19 protein-coding genes and 1 pseudogene are annotated in these 16,316 nt (G+C 47.1%); 3 read left to right on the top strand and 17 right to left on the bottom strand.

All coding sequences use genetic code 11. The annotated features are described in order from the left end of the window. Positions 1-87: 87 nt before the first annotated feature. The 11 genes from AAGR22_RS03790 to AAGR22_RS03740 form a co-directional block, all read right to left on the bottom strand. Entirely contained in the window at positions 88-492 is a 405-nt protein-coding gene (locus tag AAGR22_RS03790; protein WP_345830373.1) for an Imm50 family immunity protein, read from the bottom strand. Beyond that, positions 482-4,465 (bottom strand): RHS repeat-associated core domain-containing protein, encoded by a 3,984-nt coding sequence (locus tag AAGR22_RS03785; protein ID WP_345830371.1) that lies wholly within the window; start codon positions 4,463-4,465, stop codon positions 482-484. The genes AAGR22_RS03790 and AAGR22_RS03785 overlap by 11 nt, the downstream gene beginning before the upstream one ends. A 387-nt stretch (positions 4,466-4,852) precedes the next feature. Next, the gene (locus AAGR22_RS03780; protein WP_345830369.1) at positions 4,853-5,617 is read right to left on the bottom strand and encodes an ankyrin repeat domain-containing protein; all 765 of its coding nucleotides are present in this window, start codon (positions 5,615-5,617) and stop codon (positions 4,853-4,855) included. An 806-nt stretch (positions 5,618-6,423) separates the two neighbouring features. After that, positions 6,424-7,200 carry an ankyrin repeat domain-containing protein gene (locus AAGR22_RS03775; RefSeq protein WP_082804170.1) on the bottom strand — a complete coding sequence of 259 codons (777 nt, stop codon included), beginning with the start codon at positions 7,198-7,200 and terminating at the stop codon, positions 6,424-6,426. Between the two features lie 8 nt (positions 7,201-7,208). Continuing rightward, entirely contained in the window at positions 7,209-8,474 is a 1,266-nt protein-coding gene (locus AAGR22_RS03770; protein ID WP_345830366.1) for a PAAR-like domain-containing protein, read from the bottom strand. Continuing rightward, on the bottom strand, positions 8,467-9,621 hold the full coding sequence (locus AAGR22_RS03765) for a DUF2169 domain-containing protein (protein WP_345830364.1): 1,155 nt from the start codon (positions 9,619-9,621) through the stop codon (positions 8,467-8,469). The genes AAGR22_RS03770 and AAGR22_RS03765 overlap by 8 nt, the downstream gene beginning before the upstream one ends. Positions 9,622-9,623: 2 nt before the next feature. After that, positions 9,624-11,765 (bottom strand): type VI secretion system tip protein TssI/VgrG, encoded by a 2,142-nt coding sequence (gene tssI, locus AAGR22_RS03760; protein ID WP_345830362.1) that lies wholly within the window; start codon positions 11,763-11,765, stop codon positions 9,624-9,626. A gap of 131 nt (positions 11,766-11,896) precedes the next feature. Then, entirely contained in the window at positions 11,897-12,532 is a 636-nt protein-coding gene (locus tag AAGR22_RS03755; RefSeq protein WP_345830360.1) for a DUF2726 domain-containing protein, read from the bottom strand. A 255-nt stretch (positions 12,533-12,787) separates the two neighbouring features. Beyond that, a complete protein-coding gene (locus AAGR22_RS03750) occupies positions 12,788-12,874 on the bottom strand; it encodes a hypothetical protein (RefSeq protein ID WP_345831543.1) in 87 nt (28 codons plus the stop codon). A gap of 111 nt (positions 12,875-12,985) precedes the next feature. Continuing rightward, positions 12,986-13,123 carry a hypothetical protein gene (locus AAGR22_RS03745; RefSeq protein WP_345830359.1) on the bottom strand — a complete coding sequence of 46 codons (138 nt, stop codon included), beginning with the start codon at positions 13,121-13,123 and terminating at the stop codon, positions 12,986-12,988. A 33-nt stretch (positions 13,124-13,156) separates the two neighbouring features. Continuing rightward, positions 13,157-13,456, bottom strand: coding sequence for a hypothetical protein (locus tag AAGR22_RS03740; protein ID WP_345830357.1), 300 nt, complete (start codon positions 13,454-13,456; stop codon positions 13,157-13,159). A gap of 166 nt (positions 13,457-13,622) precedes the next feature. On the opposite strand from AAGR22_RS03740, the gene AAGR22_RS03735 reads away from it, so the two are divergent. Continuing rightward, positions 13,623-13,718, top strand: coding sequence for a SymE family type I addiction module toxin (locus AAGR22_RS03735; RefSeq protein WP_231877692.1), 96 nt, complete (start codon positions 13,623-13,625; stop codon positions 13,716-13,718). A 127-nt stretch (positions 13,719-13,845) separates the two neighbouring features. Here the strand turns inward: AAGR22_RS03735 and AAGR22_RS03730 are convergent, their stop codons facing one another. Further along, on the bottom strand, positions 13,846-14,319 hold the full coding sequence (locus tag AAGR22_RS03730) for a hypothetical protein (protein WP_345830356.1): 474 nt from the start codon (positions 14,317-14,319) through the stop codon (positions 13,846-13,848). Positions 14,320-14,362: 43 nt separating this feature from the next. On the opposite strand from AAGR22_RS03730, the gene AAGR22_RS03725 reads away from it, so the two are divergent. Next, the gene (locus AAGR22_RS03725; protein ID WP_345831542.1) at positions 14,363-14,656 is read left to right on the top strand and encodes a SymE family type I addiction module toxin; all 294 of its coding nucleotides are present in this window, start codon (positions 14,363-14,365) and stop codon (positions 14,654-14,656) included. A gap of 42 nt (positions 14,657-14,698) precedes the next feature. On the opposite strand, the gene AAGR22_RS03720 is transcribed toward AAGR22_RS03725, so the two are convergent. The 3 genes and pseudogenes from AAGR22_RS03720 to AAGR22_RS03710 all read right to left on the bottom strand — a co-directional run. Then, a complete protein-coding gene (locus tag AAGR22_RS03720) occupies positions 14,699-14,968 on the bottom strand; it encodes a hypothetical protein (RefSeq protein ID WP_067710471.1) in 270 nt (89 codons plus the stop codon). Next, complete coding sequence (locus AAGR22_RS03715) at positions 14,965-15,396, bottom strand: hypothetical protein (RefSeq protein ID WP_345830354.1); 432 nt, start codon at positions 15,394-15,396, stop codon at positions 14,965-14,967. The genes AAGR22_RS03720 and AAGR22_RS03715 overlap by 4 nt, the downstream gene beginning before the upstream one ends. Before the next feature lie 57 nt (positions 15,397-15,453). After that, positions 15,454-15,519: pseudogene (locus tag AAGR22_RS03710) on the bottom strand (hypothetical protein); the annotation flags it as partial. Between the two features lie 97 nt (positions 15,520-15,616). Between AAGR22_RS03710 and AAGR22_RS03705 the strand changes: the two are divergent. Beyond that, positions 15,617-15,760 (top strand): hypothetical protein, encoded by a 144-nt coding sequence (locus AAGR22_RS03705; RefSeq protein WP_156485057.1) that lies wholly within the window; start codon positions 15,617-15,619, stop codon positions 15,758-15,760. Here the strand turns inward: AAGR22_RS03705 and AAGR22_RS03700 are convergent, their stop codons facing one another. Further along, positions 15,761-15,913, bottom strand: a complete 153-nt coding sequence (locus AAGR22_RS03700; protein WP_231877693.1) for a hypothetical protein — start codon at positions 15,911-15,913, stop codon at positions 15,761-15,763. It abuts the gene before it with no gap. Positions 15,914-16,045: 132 nt separating this feature from the next. After that, positions 16,046-16,315, bottom strand: coding sequence for a hypothetical protein (locus AAGR22_RS03695; protein ID WP_067710473.1), 270 nt, complete (start codon positions 16,313-16,315; stop codon positions 16,046-16,048). Position 16,316: the final 1 nt, after the last annotated feature.

Here is a 16,316-nt window from a genome sequence, read left to right as displayed (position 1 = left end):
TAAACAGCAGATGATCGCCATACTGGCATGAAGGGTGGCTGAAGGTAAAAGGCCAGAAGGATTGTGGGATCGCTTCCGGCTTTAACTTTAATTACTAATATATACTGACGGCCCCATAAACTGAATATGAATACACTTTAGATGCAAAAAAATACCAGGTCCATTAATTAACACCTCGCTATATCCATCATTTTTTTCTATTTTAATTTTAGCCTGCATGTTAGTAGACATTCCCTCTAACTTTATTGTGCTAACACCACCGCAATTTATACCACACCGACATCTATTATAACCTTTGACCCATTTAACTGGAGGATTATCTGGCAATTCATCAATTAAGTCGAAAGATATTATTACAGTAGCACCTTCACGATCTATTTTTACGTCAAAAACATCGATTTCATTAATTTCTACAGGCCTAGAAAAAACCCTATTAATCATATAACTACCATCAAGATCATTCCAATACACATTAACCCCCTCAAAATCCATAATGATCCAACGTACCTGGAACAGATCCTGTTCTAATGTTTTCAATAGGCCTTACGTTCAAATGACGGCCTTGGTTTCCGATCCCTCCAGGATAGCTATGTCCCGCAGAATGATCCTGAATAACAATTTTATTTCCATCAGTTTTTGTAAATTGATACTCCCTAGTCCAGATCTGATTTCCATTCTTATCTAAAATAGGATTATTATGTGAGTCAGTCATTCGTACATTCCTATGATCTCCATGAAAACCAGTTTTAGGATTAAATATCCTATCTGGTTGTTGAGTCATTGGTATTCCTGCATCTCTTTTCGCTGCTCTGAAGGCTTCTTTCCTAGAATTGAATTGAGAATTACATTTAGTAAGTCCCAACGGATCGATCCATTTTAAAGGATTCGGCGCATACGCATACAGGTTAATCCCACCCGCCAGCCCTATCGGGTCCTGACTGATAAACCGCCCTACATCAGGATCATAGTACCTGAAACGGTTATAGTGCAATCCCGTTTCTGCATCATAATACTGTCCCTGAAAGCGCAGCGGCTGATAAACCGGCTCCTCTCCCGCTTGTATGTCCGGATATGACACCTTAAGTGTGTTTCCCCAGACGCGGTAATCAGCTCGCCAGCTGATTTCTCCGCTGATATCGCTTAGTTCACGCGGCATACCCACCTGATCCGTGTGATACCAGTGGATCTCTGCACGATCGGCTGAATCCCCTGCCGTTGTGCTTATCTGCGCCAGTGGCACAAATTCTTTATCATCGTATACCCAGGTTAAGCTGCGCACACCGCGAATTTCACTTAGCAGCCGGTTACCATCCCAGACAAAGTGCGTGATACCAAATCCATCTTTCTTCCAGCTACGGCGCCCAAACGCATCATAGCCATAGGTAGTAGTCTGTCTTATTCCCTGCCGCTTGCTGCGGGCCTCTTCCAGCTGGTGCTCGCCGTTCCAGATGAATTGCTGTTCCGTATGCCGTCCGGTCCGTTTTTCCGTTACGTTGCCGTGTGTATCATATTTCCAGCGTTTATCCTCATACACCCGGATGCGGTTATCATTCACTGACGATTCTGAGTCCTTCGACAGCAGGTTGTGAGCCGGGTCGAATGCAAATCTCTCTTCCCCCGCCCCGGTCAGGCGTCCAATGGCATCGTATTGATAACGATGATCGCCGCTGTATAAGTCAACCATCTGCTGAAGCTGACCATCCTGCCGCCATCCGTACTCTCTCGCCACCTTCAGCTTACCGCCCCGGCCCGCACGCTGGGTGATAAGACGCCCCATTTCATCCCGTACAAATTCAGTATTCAGCGCCCCCTGGCTGCGGCTCACTTCCTGGTGAAGCGCATCCCGGGTGATTTCGCTGATAACCCGCTTATCCAGGTTTATCTGGATAAGGTGCCCACTTCCATAGTAGAAATTCCTCAGCTCACGGCCATCCGGCAGAGTGGTCACTGTCCGATTGCCCAGCTCGTCATACTGATGCCGTAGCGTCTGCTCCCTGCCCCGGGTCAGGGTTTTTTCCTCCAGCAGCTGTCCGGCGGCGTCGTAATTAAGTTCCACCCGCCCACCATGATTAATCCCTGCGATTAACCTCCCAAGCTCGTCATAACGGAAGCGCGTGCGCCGCCAGCGCTGAGTTCCCCCTTTCATCACCAGTTTTTCCAGCAGCCTGCCAGCATCATCACGCTGATAATGCGTGTGAATCTCACTGACTGTATCGCTGCCATCCCCGTATTCCGTCCGCGAGATCACCCGGTCACTCGCATCATAATCATAACGCGTAATGCGTCCATCAAAGCCGTACTCAGCAATCAGATTGTCCCTGTCGTCGTATTCCATACGATACTGAGCGCCATTCTCATTGGTCAGAACAGACAGGCGGCGTGCTTGATCATAGCAATAGCTGATCCGATGTTTGAGCGCATCAATCCGCGCCACCGGCATACCATCCGGAGCAAGCTCCCACCGCGTAGTCTGTCCCGCTGCATCCTTAAAGCCTGTCAGACGCCGCCAGCGGTCATATTCAAATGCTTCACTTGAGCCATCGGCCTTCGTAATATGCACGGGCTGTCCGTCCCGATCATGCTCATAATATGTCAGATTTCCGGCCGCATCGGTCCGCTCTTTCAGCCAGCCATATTTATCGTAAGCATAACCCGTGGTTCGCCCTGAGCAGTCAGTATGTGCGATCAGGAATCCTGCATCATTCCACTGCAGACGCTGTATACCTGCGGCTGCATCCCGGATACGAACCAGGTTACCGGCATCGTCGTGGTTATATTCAGTAATACGCCCAAGTTCATCCATTTCGCGGATCAGGTTACCCGCCACGTCATAGGTAAATTCGCGCAGATTACCCAGCATATCTGTAATACGTACAGGAAGATTCCATACTGGATGATAATCAACCCGGGTCATTTGCCCATCCGGGGCGGTCATCGCCGTGATGTTACCGCGCTCATCATAGCGATAGCGTGTGCGTCGCCCGGCAGGATCGGTAATCACTAGCGGCTGCCCACGACTATTCAGCTTAAGGCGCGTGTAGCCGCCTGTTGCATTCCTGTATCCTGTCAAATCGTGGTTTTCGTCAAATTCATAGTGGGTTTTACGCCCAATCCCATCCGTAACCTGCGTAGAGTCCGCGTGATACTCAAACAGCCATTCCTCCCCAAGGCTATTACGATGAGCAATAACCTTTCCTTTTGGGTCAAAGCGGTCGTAATGATAAAAACACGCCAGTTCTCCTGCTAACCGATGAGCAACCATCATATGATTACGATAGCGAAAGTCGCGGACGATCTCGTCCCTGTCATTGCGCACGGCAATCAGATCGCCTTCATCTGAATAATCATAATGACAGAGCGGGTCTGAACGGTGTGGCTCTGATGGATGGCAGCAGGCAACCTCCGTCAGGCGACTAATAATTTCTCCGGAAGACAAAGTTATTGGGCTGAATGTGATAAGAAACCGCCGCCCGGCGCTGTCTGTAATCTCAACAGGCTGCTGTGCAGCGTTATAGGTCAGCCTGAGACTATTACCATGTCTATCTTCAATAGCACTGAGTAGCCAGCGCTGTGAGTCAACCTGTTCGCCGAAAATCCAGTGGCGGCTTCCATCCGCCTCGGAAAGGCGATACTTTCCGGTTTCCGGTTGTGAAAGAGAGAGTTGTTCATAACGATGGAAATAGGCCGGATAACCCGGCTGAACGTCAGGGAAGTCGATTTCACGTCCCTGCTCATCCTTAAAGAGAACAAGTCGGCCTTTTTTTTCAATACTGACAGAAAACGGCAGCGACCAGCCCTGCCCCAGCCAGCCGTTGCCAGTCTCATCTGAGAAATAGCTACGCTGCCATAAGAGGGGAACCGCAGCTGGAAATTCAAAATCTTTATCCTCGTCACCGAAAAGAAGTTTGATGCCGAGCACGGGATTAACGGGATTAGCGACCACAAAACTTGTCTTGCAGGGCCCTGTTTTATGTGAGCCTCCTTTACCCGTATCACTCCCGCCTTTTTCACTACCGGCTCTTTTGGCTTTTCGTCCTGTTGTGGAGGCTTCAGCTTTTACGGTTTTGGCTTCGGATTTAGCCAGAGCCCGCTCGGTCATTCCGGCGCCTTCTTTTGCAGCGGTTTTCCCAACTTTAGCCACGTCCATCGCTTTACCCGCTTTGGCCGCCAGCTTACCGGCTTTAAATGCCGCCCCGCCGCCCGGTACAAAGTTGGCTGCCGCAGAGGCAGCAGAAAGCGCCGCATTACCGTAATCACCTTCAGCGGTGTAGATAGCCGCATTAGCGCCATCAGCTACCGCCCCGATAACAGGAACGGCACCCAGAACGTCCAGTCCGGTGTGAACCCAGTCCCCATAGTCGCTCCACCAACTTTTCTTTTGGGGTGGATTTGCGCTGCCCGCCTCAACGCTACCTTGCGGTGCCGGGGCATACTGTAGTTTACCAATGGTATTTCCTGTCGCCATATGAGATCCCTGCTACGATGCAGTTTAATTAAATAATGTTGAAAGACAGATTTATAAAGATCATCGAAAATATGATTAATAGATGCTGAAATAAAAACTCAAATTTTAAATAGAAGTCAGTGCTATTGGTGTCTGTAAGCAGTTTATTTGAGGTAGAACAATAACCTCATACTGAAAAGATGGAGCAAATCAACTTAAAGATTATACTTATCCGGCACACCTCAAACAATAAGGTGATAAAATCACATCGCACAGTTAAAAATAAGAATCAGCCTCTCTTTCACTGATAAAGAAAGCATCAGGTTTATAAGTTATTTATTAATATTACTCACCGGTAATATAACCGATGAGCATACCAACATCTTTAGAGGAAAAATCAGACGAAATCTAATATGAGGCAGGGGGCCACTTCATGCCTTTTTTTATCGCGAGATCTTTTATCTCTGCAAGTTTAGCGCCTGTTTTTGAATGTACGGAACCTTCACTTTTTATTGATTTTTCAAGCATGTTTCCAAAACGCCAGCCATTGACTGTTTTCAGGGTTGGATTGGCACCGTGGTTCAATAACCATTCAACCTGATCTAACTGCATACTTGCTAAGGCCTCAATTAAAACATTTTGCCCAAGACTATCTTTCTTATTGACATCAGCTCCACGGGATACAAGCAGTTTCAATACGTCAAAGCTATGGGCAGTTGCCGTATCAAATATGATCGGTGTATCTTCCACAACAGCATTCGGGCTCATTCCACCCTCCAGCAAAGCATTCATATAAGCCGGGCTGTCAGATCGGGCGACAACCTGAGCCACGCTGCCCATATCCGGCACGAGTTGAAGCGGATTGGCCCCCAGCTTAACCATTTCTGAGAGAATTTTAAGCTGATTTTGTTTTTCTCCATAAGCTGTTTTCAGCGTATAAAAAAGCAATGTCATATCCTGTTTCCCTGGCTTGTTCAGATCCGTACCGGGAGCGATTTTTTGGACATTATCCAGGTGGCCCTTCTGAATTTCTTGCGCCAATATCAGCTCATTCCCATTAAAGTAGCTCTCAGGGGAGTTATTCTTCATTTTATTGCATGCCAGTATAAAGACCAATGATGAGATAACAATCGTGGAGGTTATCATTCTCTTGATAATAATCACTAAATCCATTAACACCTCTTAAAATTAATCTTTAAGTCGTATCAATTTACCAATCCCACCCTTAACCCCGATCGCTAACCTGATTGGATTCCATTCAAAGACAGGCACTTCTCACCCATTGTATTGATATCAATGAGGCGAGTAATATACTTACTAAATTAGAGGAGATTAATTATAAAAATCCTAAATATTTAGCCGGAGGCCATTGCATGCCTTTTATTGAAGCTAGCAAACGAATCTGCTCGATTTTTTTAGAACATTTGTCACCTGCTGCCTGTAAAAATAGAAGAGCAATGTAATGTTATCGATACCTGACATATTTGATTCAATTTTTTTCATACTCTTTTACTCCATTTAGATTAACACTCTCGATTTGCTGATAAAATATTAATCGGCATACGCTAAAATACCTTTCTGATTTGCTTTTTTCATTTTATTGCATCCAGCTATACAGCCAATAAAAAAATAAATTAAACGCATATAGAAAAATTATTAAAGTAAGGTGTTTTATTCACGCAAGCTCTCTTCTCAATTAAGATAAATAACTGTTCGGAACAGTATATCCCTTCAAATGACCTCACCTCCGAATTGTACGACCTGATCAATCACTAAACTGACCATCATCACCAACAGACTGAGCAATACCGATATAGTGCTAATCCCCCGTAACGAACGCCGACTGATGCAGAGATATCAAGAGATTAACTCCCCACACCCATTGAGGGTAAGAATGGTCCTGTAAACCATATTAATACTTATCCTTACGCATTATTTAGTTCCATACAGTGAATAGTTTGGATTGAAAAATATCATATTCAGTGGGCTGACGGAGGCCACTCCATACCATGCGCAATACCTTTATCAATAATTTCTTGAAGTTTTTTATCCACTTTTTTATCACCGCCTAACTTTTTTTGTGCTGACAGGAGCTGTTTAGAGAAAGACCAACCGCTATTCGTCTCAGTCAATCGCGGATCGGCTCCCTTATCCAGTAACCAGCTAACTGCATCAAGCTGGATACCATCAAGTGCAGCCATCAAAGCTGTAGCTCCCAGAGAATCTCTTTGATTAACATCAGCCCCATTTTTCAACAACAAATCCATTGTGGGGATTCTTTCATCATCAGCGGCAACCATAATAACAGGTGTGTTCATTATTTTCACATTTGGGCTCATGCCGCCCTTTAGCAAGGCCTGCATAAATACAGGACTATCTGCACGTGCAGCCACTCCAGCAACACTACCCACATCAGGGACCCGTTGTAGTGGATTAGCACCTAACCTCACGAGTTCTGAAATAATATTTAACCGGGAAGCGTCTTTATCTGATGCTGATTGAAAAGCATAGAAAAGCAACGTCATATCCTGCCTGCCGGGTTTATTTAAATCTGTTTTTTCGACATCTTTTTTTATCGCATCAACATTACTATCATATATATCCTGAGCGAGTGTTAGCTGTGTACCATGGAAAAAATTTTCCGGTGGATATTTTTTCATTGCATGACATCCTGAAACTAAGAAAAACATTACGAAGGCGCTCAACACCTGAATTTTTTTTATTTTTTTCAATATGCCGGTTAATTTTTTAAGCATAATAACCCTTATTGAGAAATCAATAGCGTCTCATCCGATTTTTTTTCCAGCTCAATGCAGTGAATAGCTTGTTTAGCATCGTGCATATCAATTTTACTGCCCGTCCCACCCTCCATATCATGGCGGATACCAACCGATTTTGGCGACGTTACTATCCCTACCCCCATTGCGCCTAATCCCATAACGCCCAAACCAGTAATAATTGCTGCACCTCCCCAGAACCCTGGTTCCTGGATGGAAGTGAGTATTTCCCCTTTCACGCGATATGCGATGATATTTTCCCCCTGCTTCGGTGTGATTATTTTCCCACCGTATTTTTCAACTGTAGTTGATTTTAATCCCGCAGAATTATAAGTCCAGCCAGGTTTGCCACTTGCTCTGGATGAAGCGGAAGCAAGGCCTCCTCCAAGCGAATGACCCACAGTATCTACAGGTGCTGAAGAACGTTCTATCCTGTTACCTATCCTCACAGCTTGCTTGTAATATTCTGATTTTGTGCCCACTCCCTGTTGCAGGTTATTTTTCCAGTCCACCACTTCTTCCATGCGTGTGCCGCGGAAAACGACTGAGGCTAACATATCCTTATCGAAAACTTTTTCATCAGGGACATAGACTCTTGATCTAAAACCGGGTTGCCCCTCTATCTGCAGGTTTTCAGGTGTTAAATTAAATTTTGCTAAAGCCTTAGGATCTTCACTAACATCACTCCAACCTTCTGGGATAGGTGGCATAGGTTTTGATGAATCGCGTGGTTCATAGACATAATCTGCAAGTTTTGCTTTTTCAATCCCAGTGTTATTCAGCTCAAGGCGTTCTGCAGCGGCACGAATCTTTAGATCGCTGCTCTGTTTTCCCTTCGCTATCAGCCCCCTACGACGTTCCCATGCTTCATGTTTTGTCAGCGGCCCGCCACGGCCACCCGTTGCTTTGCCATTCATGGCAAAAAGATCGCTAACACGATTTAAAGGATGTCCACCAATCCAGGTATCCGGGCTGTGTTCTATTGGCCAGCAGTCTCCCTCAACCGTGCCGCTAACAACACCTTTGTTGATTCCGGCCGCATCACCTATTGTGATGGGAATAAAGCTTTGATCATAAACAAAAGCAGGGTGTCCATTGAAGCTCACAGAATCCACCGTACTTTTTGCAGGAGCAAGCGTAGTAGTGACCGGATACGGAACCGGAGTTGGTATACCCGGTGTAAAACAGAGATCCGGTGCCATTCCCACAACTTTATAGCTCCCGTCCTTACGGGCAGCATAATTCTCAGCCACGCGTTTTTTCCTCCTTAATTTTGCCTAGCAGGCCTGGCGGTAAAGGTACAAACTCGCTGGAGTGAGGATCGTTATTAAGCCGGGCTGCGGTAACCAGTTGCTGTTGCCTTTCATCGGATGCGATAAACCGGAGTTCGGTTATTACTGGTGCCATAAGTTCTGATATCACCACCCGGTAGCTACAGTGCACTTTTCGTGACGGCAGATCGATAACCAGCGTATCCAGAATCATATCTTTTGCCACTCCAGCGCCCTTCTCTGTTGTGACAAATACAAAAAGTGATTCTACGGCTACGTTAAGGTCGATTTGCTGATTAGCCACTTCGCTGGCTGCAATCAGATAGCGAAGCCTGATCGGTACTGATTTGAGTGGTTCTGGAAAGGGGAACTGCATAAATGGATGCGCGCCACACCAGTAGTCATAGGTAAAATCATCTGGTAACAGAGGATGCCGTTCCTTTTGCCATTTCAGGTCGTAGCTTCCGGCATATTCAATACGCCCCTGCCATCCACGCCCATAAAATCCAAATCCGGCGGGCTGCATCACGCGATCAATCTTTTCGACAGGATGAGTAACCCATTCAATTTGAGGAGCGGGCAGCTGTTGTGTTTTGCTCTTCTTTAGCAGTTCAGGAGGAAACCATCCCATACCAACCGTATTAGCCGGGGAGGCAATAACGTCTTTACCTTCTGTAGGGTAAAATCCTCCCGGAGCATATTCATAGCGTAAATCAAGGGAAGCGACAGGCTGTGCATCACTGAGCTGCCAGCTGGTAATCATTTTTCGCCACTCGCGTGGCCCGGTAATTTTAATCAGTCGGGTAAAGTCTCCTACCTGAATGCCAGCGGTAAATGTCTTTACAGGTTTATCACCAGGTGCCCAGGCGGTAGCATTAATTATTACGTCCAGGCGAGGTTTAAAAGGCGCCAAATCACTTTCGAAGCGCGTACTGCTACGCCCGATTTCTCCAAAGTAGCAGTCCTGCTCAACCAGTTCCCCCTGGTCCTGGCATAGCTTCAGACCACCACTCTGAATATCCATATCATAGCTGAGACGTGCCACCACGGTGGAGAAGCCATGATCGTGCGGATCTAAAGAGTCAAACATCAGGGCGGGGAATGCCGTCAGATTCTTGAAGTTTTCCATAATTAGTTGATATCTATCTTTGTGCCATCCAGGTCGATTTCTTTTTCACCGACTAATTTGAGTTTAGTGCCGCTAATCGTGATGGTGCCATCCTTTTCCAGAACAATCATCGCCTCGCCACAAACCAGTGAAATCTTATCTTCTGCGCTGTAATCAGCGGTGGTACCCGCTGAAAGGTTAATATCTCTGCCGCTATTAACAGAATATTTCATACCTACGTTGTGCATCTGCATGGCGCCGGTATTCGTCATCCAGCCTGCACCTACGTTAAGTACGTAGGCCGCTCCGATATTGGTATTTTGCGCCAGGCCAACATTAAGCATAGATGCGAGGACAATAGTTTCCGTCTTGCCCTGGTCAACCTGCAGCGACTGATTGCCATTAATATTGACCGACTGATTCTGGCCAATACGAATATTTTCGTTCATATCCACTGTTTCCGTACGATTACTGTGCACGGTAATGGTTTCATTGCCATCCACCGTCTCGGTGCGGTTTTGATGAACAGTAATTGTTTCATTTTGATCGACCGTTTCCGTACGGTTTTTCTTAACCTCAGTGATTTCATTTCCACCAATGGTCTTGGTTCGATTACTGCCAACGAACCTTGTCTCGTCATTTTCGATATCCGTATCCATATTGCGCTCGGCGTGCATCCACACCTGCTCCTCCCCCGCTTTATCCTCGAAGCGCAGGGCGTTGGCGTTGTCCGGCGAGCCATCCTTACTCCGGCTCAAAAAACCCATCTGCGTCGCGGCGGCAGGCAGCGCCCACGGCGGCATGCTCGCTTCGTTGTACACCCGGCCGGTGACAATCGGCCTGTCCGGATCCCCGTTGATAAAGTCGATCACCACCTCGTCGCCCACCCGCGGGATCTGCACCCCGCCGAAGCCCTGTCCCGCCCAGGCGCTGGAGACGCGCACCCAGCTGGAACTGGTGTCGTCCCCTTTCGCCAGCCGGTCCCAGTGGAATTTCACCTTGATGCGGCCATATTTATCGGTCCAGATCGACTCGCCCTGCGGCCCCACCACCTTCGCGGTCTGCGGGCCATGGGTGCGCGGCCACGGCGTGCGCGGTTCGGCGCGGAAGGTGATGTCCGACGGGATCACCTGCACCGCAATGCTGTGGGTGGTGCTGCTGTCGTCGCCGCTGGCGTAGCGGTTCTCTTCAAAGGTGTAGATCGCTTCGGTAGTCAGGTATTCGCCGTTGTCGCTGAAGAAGGGCGCGTTCAGCAGGGTGAAGGTGTTGCCCGGTGCCAGCCCCAGCGCGGTGCCGCGGGCGGCGATCTGCTGGTGCTCCACCTGCCACCCCTCCTGACGGATGCGGGCGTAGAACTCGCCGTGGTCGTGGTCCACAAAGTGTCCCGGCCAGTCGTAGACGTCTATCTGCCCCGGCGACGGCGAGGCCGGGTTCTGCCGCGCCTGGAACATCCACGCGTTTGGCTTGCGGAAGTCGTAGTCGTCGATGCTGTACAGCCCCGGCGTCACCTTATCCTCCAGGCTCCACTGGCTGATCCCCTCCTCACTGGTGCTGCCCCCGGAGGGCGTGACGTGATAGGGAATGGCCTCGTAGCCCGCAAACGGCTGGTGCTGCTGCGCGCTGTCCATCAGCACCAGGGTATGTTTGTCCGCTTCGTGGCGGAAGAAGTAGTAAATGCCCTCCAGCTCCATCAGGCGGCTGATAAAATTAAAGCTGCTCTCCTGATACTGTACGCTGTACTCCCATACCCGGTAGCTGCCGGTCAGCCGGTCCTCGACGTTCACACCGTACTCGCGCAGCAGCGTTTTGATGCTCTCCGGCGCGGTCTGGTTCTGGAAGATACGCAGGTTGCGGTCGCGCTTCATCGGCCACAGGTCCGGCTCCATGGTCAGGCGGTAGACCGCGTAGCGGGTGCCGCTCAGCTCGGTGCTGCTGACCGCCATGCGGGTGATTTTGCCATTCAGATAGCGGGTGCCGCCCGTCAGCCCCCGGGTGGGGATGGAGACGGTAAGCGGCTGGCCGAGCAGCGCCTTGCGCTCAATGCGCGCATCGGTGCTCAGCAGCTCCACGGTTATCTCAAAGGCGTGCGAGAGAGCCTCTCTGCCGCTCAGTTTCCAGAACAGCAGGCCCGCGACGGGCAGCTGGACGGTGATACGATCAAACATAGTGATTTCCCTGACTGGCCGCGCCCACCGGTCGGGCGCGGTAGTGATTAACTTTGCGGATCCAGCAGCCATACGCCTGCACGATCGACGCTGATGCGCCGAAAAATCAAAGGAATGTTATCAATGCGTATTCAGGTAGATCCCGCTAATGTATTAGCTCTTACTTCCCAGATATTTGGTTCTCTGTGTATATCCTGAATGTTTACCGGCAGAAAAGGTATTGCGCAGGTCGACATCAGCGCCTCCAGCTTTTTATCCCTTTCAATTCTGCCAGCTTCATTATGCGAAGCATCATTCAGTTCAATAACACATACAATCCGGTTAGTTTTTTTTGAAACCAATACATAATCCATTGCCATTCCATTGAAAATAGAGAAGAACCGCTTGCGTTCCTCTTCTGAAAAACCTGACTGCTCAGGAAAATCAATCAGCTGTCCCAAAGATACCTGGCTATTAATATAGCAATACTGTCCAAACCACTCTTCAAGTTGCTCACGGTAAATGTTCTCCACTTCACTTAACAAGAAGCCACTTCTTTTTCTCTTTAAATAAACTCCCTCCCTAAGCATATTCCAAAATAATTCATCCCTGTCCTCCCACCGTGAGTGTCTGAATTTTTTAGGTGGTGTATAGGGCCGGGACAGAGGGGGATATGTTGAAGGGAAATTAGCATTACTATGCACGACGGCTGGTTTTTTTCTTCCCGACTTACGGCCTGTATAAAAACCAACAAGAAAGACGAAAATAAATATTATGAAAAAATCCATACTACCTGATACCTCCTGAAAAAATAAAAAATCAGTTAAAGAATTCATGTTCAGCAATAGTGGGGGGAATATTCAGAGAGTAGTCTCTTGCCCGGGATAATTCATATGGAAAACCCAGTGCATCTTTTCCGGTTCTTAACAAAAATATCATCTACCCTTATAGCCGGCCTCAATTAAAGATGGATAGAGGCAAAGCTGAGTTGTGTGATCGTACCCGCCAATAGTGGAGCAACCACTCAACCCCAGCGGATCCACTCAAACCATCGGGTCAGCCATAAAGGCATAGGTATTCAACCCACCCGCCAACCCAATCGGGTCCAGCTGCGTAAACCGTCCACCCACAGGATCGTAATACCGGAAAAGATTGTAGTGCAGTCCGGTTGATTCGGCACCTGTGGTGCCTCACCCCTTCGGGGCCGTCGCTGAAGCGATGTTCAATTTTGCTGAAGCAAATTAGTCCCGGTCCAGATACTGTCCCTGAAAGCGCAGGTTCTGCTGGACTGACTGATACCCTGTGGTGCTTTCCTGCTCCGTTATCCCCCACGTCGAGAAGCGCCCGCGCCACACCACTTCGCCACGATCGTTGGTCATCCGCTCCGGCAGCCCGTTCAGCTCCGTGTGGTATCAGAAAATATCCGACTGTTCACCGAGGGTATCAACCCGGGCAATCGGCTCCCAGCTTCTTTCGCTGTACAGGTACTGCGTGTCACGCTCCGGCGCGGCGCTGCTGCTTTCGCCCACCATCCGCAGCCCGCTCCACAGAAAAGTGACGGTTTCCGCAGCCTTATTATGATGGTGGAGGATTTTCTGCGTTCTTCTGCCCAGCGGATCGTAACGATATTCAACGCGGCTGTAGGCTTTATGGCCTGTGAAGCGCACTTCAGTCGCGCGATCCTCATCGTCATAGCTGAAGGACTGCTCCACATCCTCATTCGCGGGCTTACGCCAGATTAGTCGCCCAAAACCATCGTAGCGCCAGCGTGCCCCTTTCAGCCTCTGGAGCAGGTTCTGCCAGACTGTCTGTCCGGGTCTGTCCGTCTGGTTACCGGCCGCATCCCAGCGAAAATGCTCTTCCCTGAAACGAGACTGGTTGACACAGTGCGGCCTAACCGGGCAACCGCTAGCGCTCAGCGTGATGCCTGGTAAGGTGGTGATTCAGGTGCAACGAGGTAATATGCTGGAATAGCAACTGATAAAATTAGCCGTAAAGATCCAGAGAGGATTTTTACGGCTTTTATTTATGGTGGTTTTCTCAGTGCTTTTTAATGACTAGCTGTATCGAAGAGATTAACATCCAGCCTCATTCAGTAACCTTATCGCCATGAAGAAAAATCAGAAACATAAATTTCTCTAAATATCAAATTACCAGGTATATTTTCCATGCTATCCCCGATTTCATCATAAGGTGATGGCAATATAAGTGAAAAGCCAAAATCATCGTCAATAATGACTGAGCCATTAAATATACGTTGTTTTTCAGTTGAAGTAATAACCTCTTTCATCGATTGCCCTGTATGTAATATGTTTTTATACTTCCCTTTATATTCTTGATTGCAACTAATTGAGAAAATTAAACCTTCATGATTAGTGGCGAACGTTATAGTTTTATTAATTATATATGCATTCTTTTTACTCCCATCAGGAAGATAGTACTCCTTAACCTCAACCTTAAAAAAAGAATACATTTCATCTATAAATGAAGATATATTTTCATTCAGACTAATATTACCTAACGAACATCCAGATATTATTTCAGAATTAAAGTTTATCATATTAGAAGCCACCATTTTTTAACACCCCATCAATATATACCGGAGAGTCTTTTATTAGATCGTAGTTTTTAAATTCACCATTACCGATCCTTCCAAAGAGGGCTACCGTCCAAAGGGCGGTGACCGCACCACGCCGCAGGTGAACATTGCGGGTAAGTGGCTGGCCGAGGCGGGATTTGAGGTGGGCACCGGCGTCAGCCTGAAGGTACTGGACGGCTGTCTGGTGCTGATCCACGACAGCCGCGAGGAAACGCGACTGCGCCAGGAGCAGGTACGCCTTGAGAAGCTGAGGCAGGAGATAGTGCAGACCCGGCATCAGGCGCTGGCGTTGCTGACTCAGGTCAGCGGCTAAAAATAAAGCCGGAAGGATAGAGGGGATTGCTTCAGGCTTTATTTAACTTTTCGTTATTTTTCCGTATTGATAGGCAAGGTTAATTAACTCATCAATAAGTCCATCTTCATCCGGCCAATCTAAAATAAAGCGAGGGTATCCCGGCATGTAAATTTTTGGATCCATTACCCTAATCATCTCTTCCAGTTCTTTTTTAACTTGAATTAAAATCTGGATTGAAAGAGGCGCTACTTCGTTACGCTCATGCCGAATAATTGCGTCAACTACCTTTTTAAGGGCATCACTCAATAATAATCCAAAAGAAGATCTCATAATAAAGTCCCATACTTCCAGGGCTGAAGAACAAAGATTTGCTCTGCGCCACCACTATATTGAGCACCATATTCAAATTGCGCAGCTGCTCTACCTTTGATCATTGTTGTACCTGGACTTATCTGCCATTGTTTAATTCCAGTCATACCATTCCATTCGGGAGGTAATGCCAGACCAGTTCTGTTCGTCTGCGGAGTGAATGTTTCAAAAACATATTGCCCTTCAGCTCTGGCAGTTTTTCCATAATCATGGAAGCGTGTCCCAAACTGGTTATTTCCAGCCTTTTGCACGGATAAAGTTTCTAACTCAAAGGAATCAATTATTTGTTTCCTCTGTGCTCTGTTAACTCCCATAGAGCGAAGATATGCTGATGCATCTTTTGCACCTTTGTAAGGTTCTGGTCGACCATCAATCGAACAGTTACTCAACCCCAGCGGATCAATCCACCCCAGCGGATTCGGCGCATACTGATAAAGATTCAGCCCACCCGCCAGCCCTATCGGGTCAGGCTGCGTAAAACGTCCACAGTCTGGATCGTAATAACGGAACAGATTGTAGTGAAGCCCTGTCTCCCTGTCCAGATACTGATCTTACCCAGCAATAGTGGACACGCGACTAAGTGAGTAAACTCTCAACCAGAGGTGACTCATGACAAAACCAACATCGACCAGCATAAAGCCCCGTAAGCAGCACTCGCATGAATTTCGCAACGAAGCGCTGGCGCTGCTGGCTCAGGCTGGCGGCTACAATAAAAGCTGGAAGGATCACAGGGACCGCTTCCGGCTTATTTAACTATACTACTCTTTCTAAATAGCTATCGACTGCTTTTTCCATTCTGTCCAAAACATCTGTAATTGGATTAAGGTAGTCGTTATACATTTCTGCATAACGACGGGCAAAGCCTCTTAAGGGATTATTATTTATCTCATTATTAATAACTTTCACTTCCTAACGTTCAAGATCATTAATAAAAGTTCGTAAATGTTCTTTGCGCTTACTTTTTATAACCGCTTCAATATTATCAATTGTTTTATCTATTTCCGATAAAAGTGATTTTTTATGCAAGAGTAATATTCTTCATAATGAAAGATAGCTCTCCACTGCTTCTTCAGCATCAGACATTTGATAAAGAAGAGGATTATCATAATCATTATATATTTCTAAATATGCTTTAACGGAGTTATGTATTTCGTTGTAAGTTAAAACATCCATTTCGATATCATGAATTGCTTTCTTATATTTATCAATGATACCATTAAGATCTAATTTATGAAAAACCAATTTTTCTTTTTCCAGATCTGACAAAGTTTTCTTTAAGATATTTAACGCTTCTTTTTTTGTTTTCATG

This window comes from Erwinia sp. HDF1-3R (assembly GCF_039621855.1).
Classification (GTDB): domain Bacteria; phylum Pseudomonadota; class Gammaproteobacteria; order Enterobacterales; family Enterobacteriaceae; genus Erwinia.
The sequence above is the reverse complement of the archived record's forward strand: the minus strand, read 5'-3'. Positions and strand labels throughout refer to the sequence as shown.

Excerpts from the sequence above, each read along its gene's own strand:
- AAGR22_RS03705 (WP_156485057.1), top strand. The coding sequence starts at position 15,617 with ATGACAAAACCAACATCGACCAGCATAAAGCCCCGTAAGCAGCACTCG.
- AAGR22_RS03765 (WP_345830364.1), bottom strand. The coding sequence starts at position 9,621 with ATGGAAAACTTCAAGAATCTGACGGCATTCCCCGCCCTGATGTTTGAC.
- tssI (WP_345830362.1), bottom strand. The coding sequence starts at position 11,765 with ATGTTTGATCGTATCACCGTCCAGCTGCCCGTCGCGGGCCTGCTGTTC.
- AAGR22_RS03780 (WP_345830369.1), bottom strand. The coding sequence starts at position 5,617 with ATGGATTTAGTGATTATTATCAAGAGAATGATAACCTCCACGATTGTT.
- AAGR22_RS03695 (WP_067710473.1), bottom strand. The coding sequence starts at position 16,315 with ATGAAAACAAAAAAAGAAGCGTTAAATATCTTAAAGAAAACTTTGTCA.
- AAGR22_RS03755 (WP_345830360.1), bottom strand. The coding sequence starts at position 12,532 with ATGGATTTTTTCATAATATTTATTTTCGTCTTTCTTGTTGGTTTTTAT.
- AAGR22_RS03730 (WP_345830356.1), bottom strand. The coding sequence starts at position 14,319 with ATGGTGGCTTCTAATATGATAAACTTTAATTCTGAAATAATATCTGGA.
- AAGR22_RS03790 (WP_345830373.1), bottom strand. The coding sequence starts at position 492 with ATGGATTTTGAGGGGGTTAATGTGTATTGGAATGATCTTGATGGTAGT.
- AAGR22_RS03745 (WP_345830359.1), bottom strand. The coding sequence starts at position 13,123 with ATGACCAACGATCGTGGCGAAGTGGTGTGGCGCGGGCGCTTCTCGACG.
- AAGR22_RS03785 (WP_345830371.1), bottom strand. The coding sequence starts at position 4,465 with ATGGCGACAGGAAATACCATTGGTAAACTACAGTATGCCCCGGCACCG.
- AAGR22_RS03720 (WP_067710471.1), bottom strand. The coding sequence starts at position 14,968 with ATGAGATCTTCTTTTGGATTATTATTGAGTGATGCCCTTAAAAAGGTA.
- AAGR22_RS03775 (WP_082804170.1), bottom strand. The coding sequence starts at position 7,200 with ATGCTTAAAAAATTAACCGGCATATTGAAAAAAATAAAAAAAATTCAG.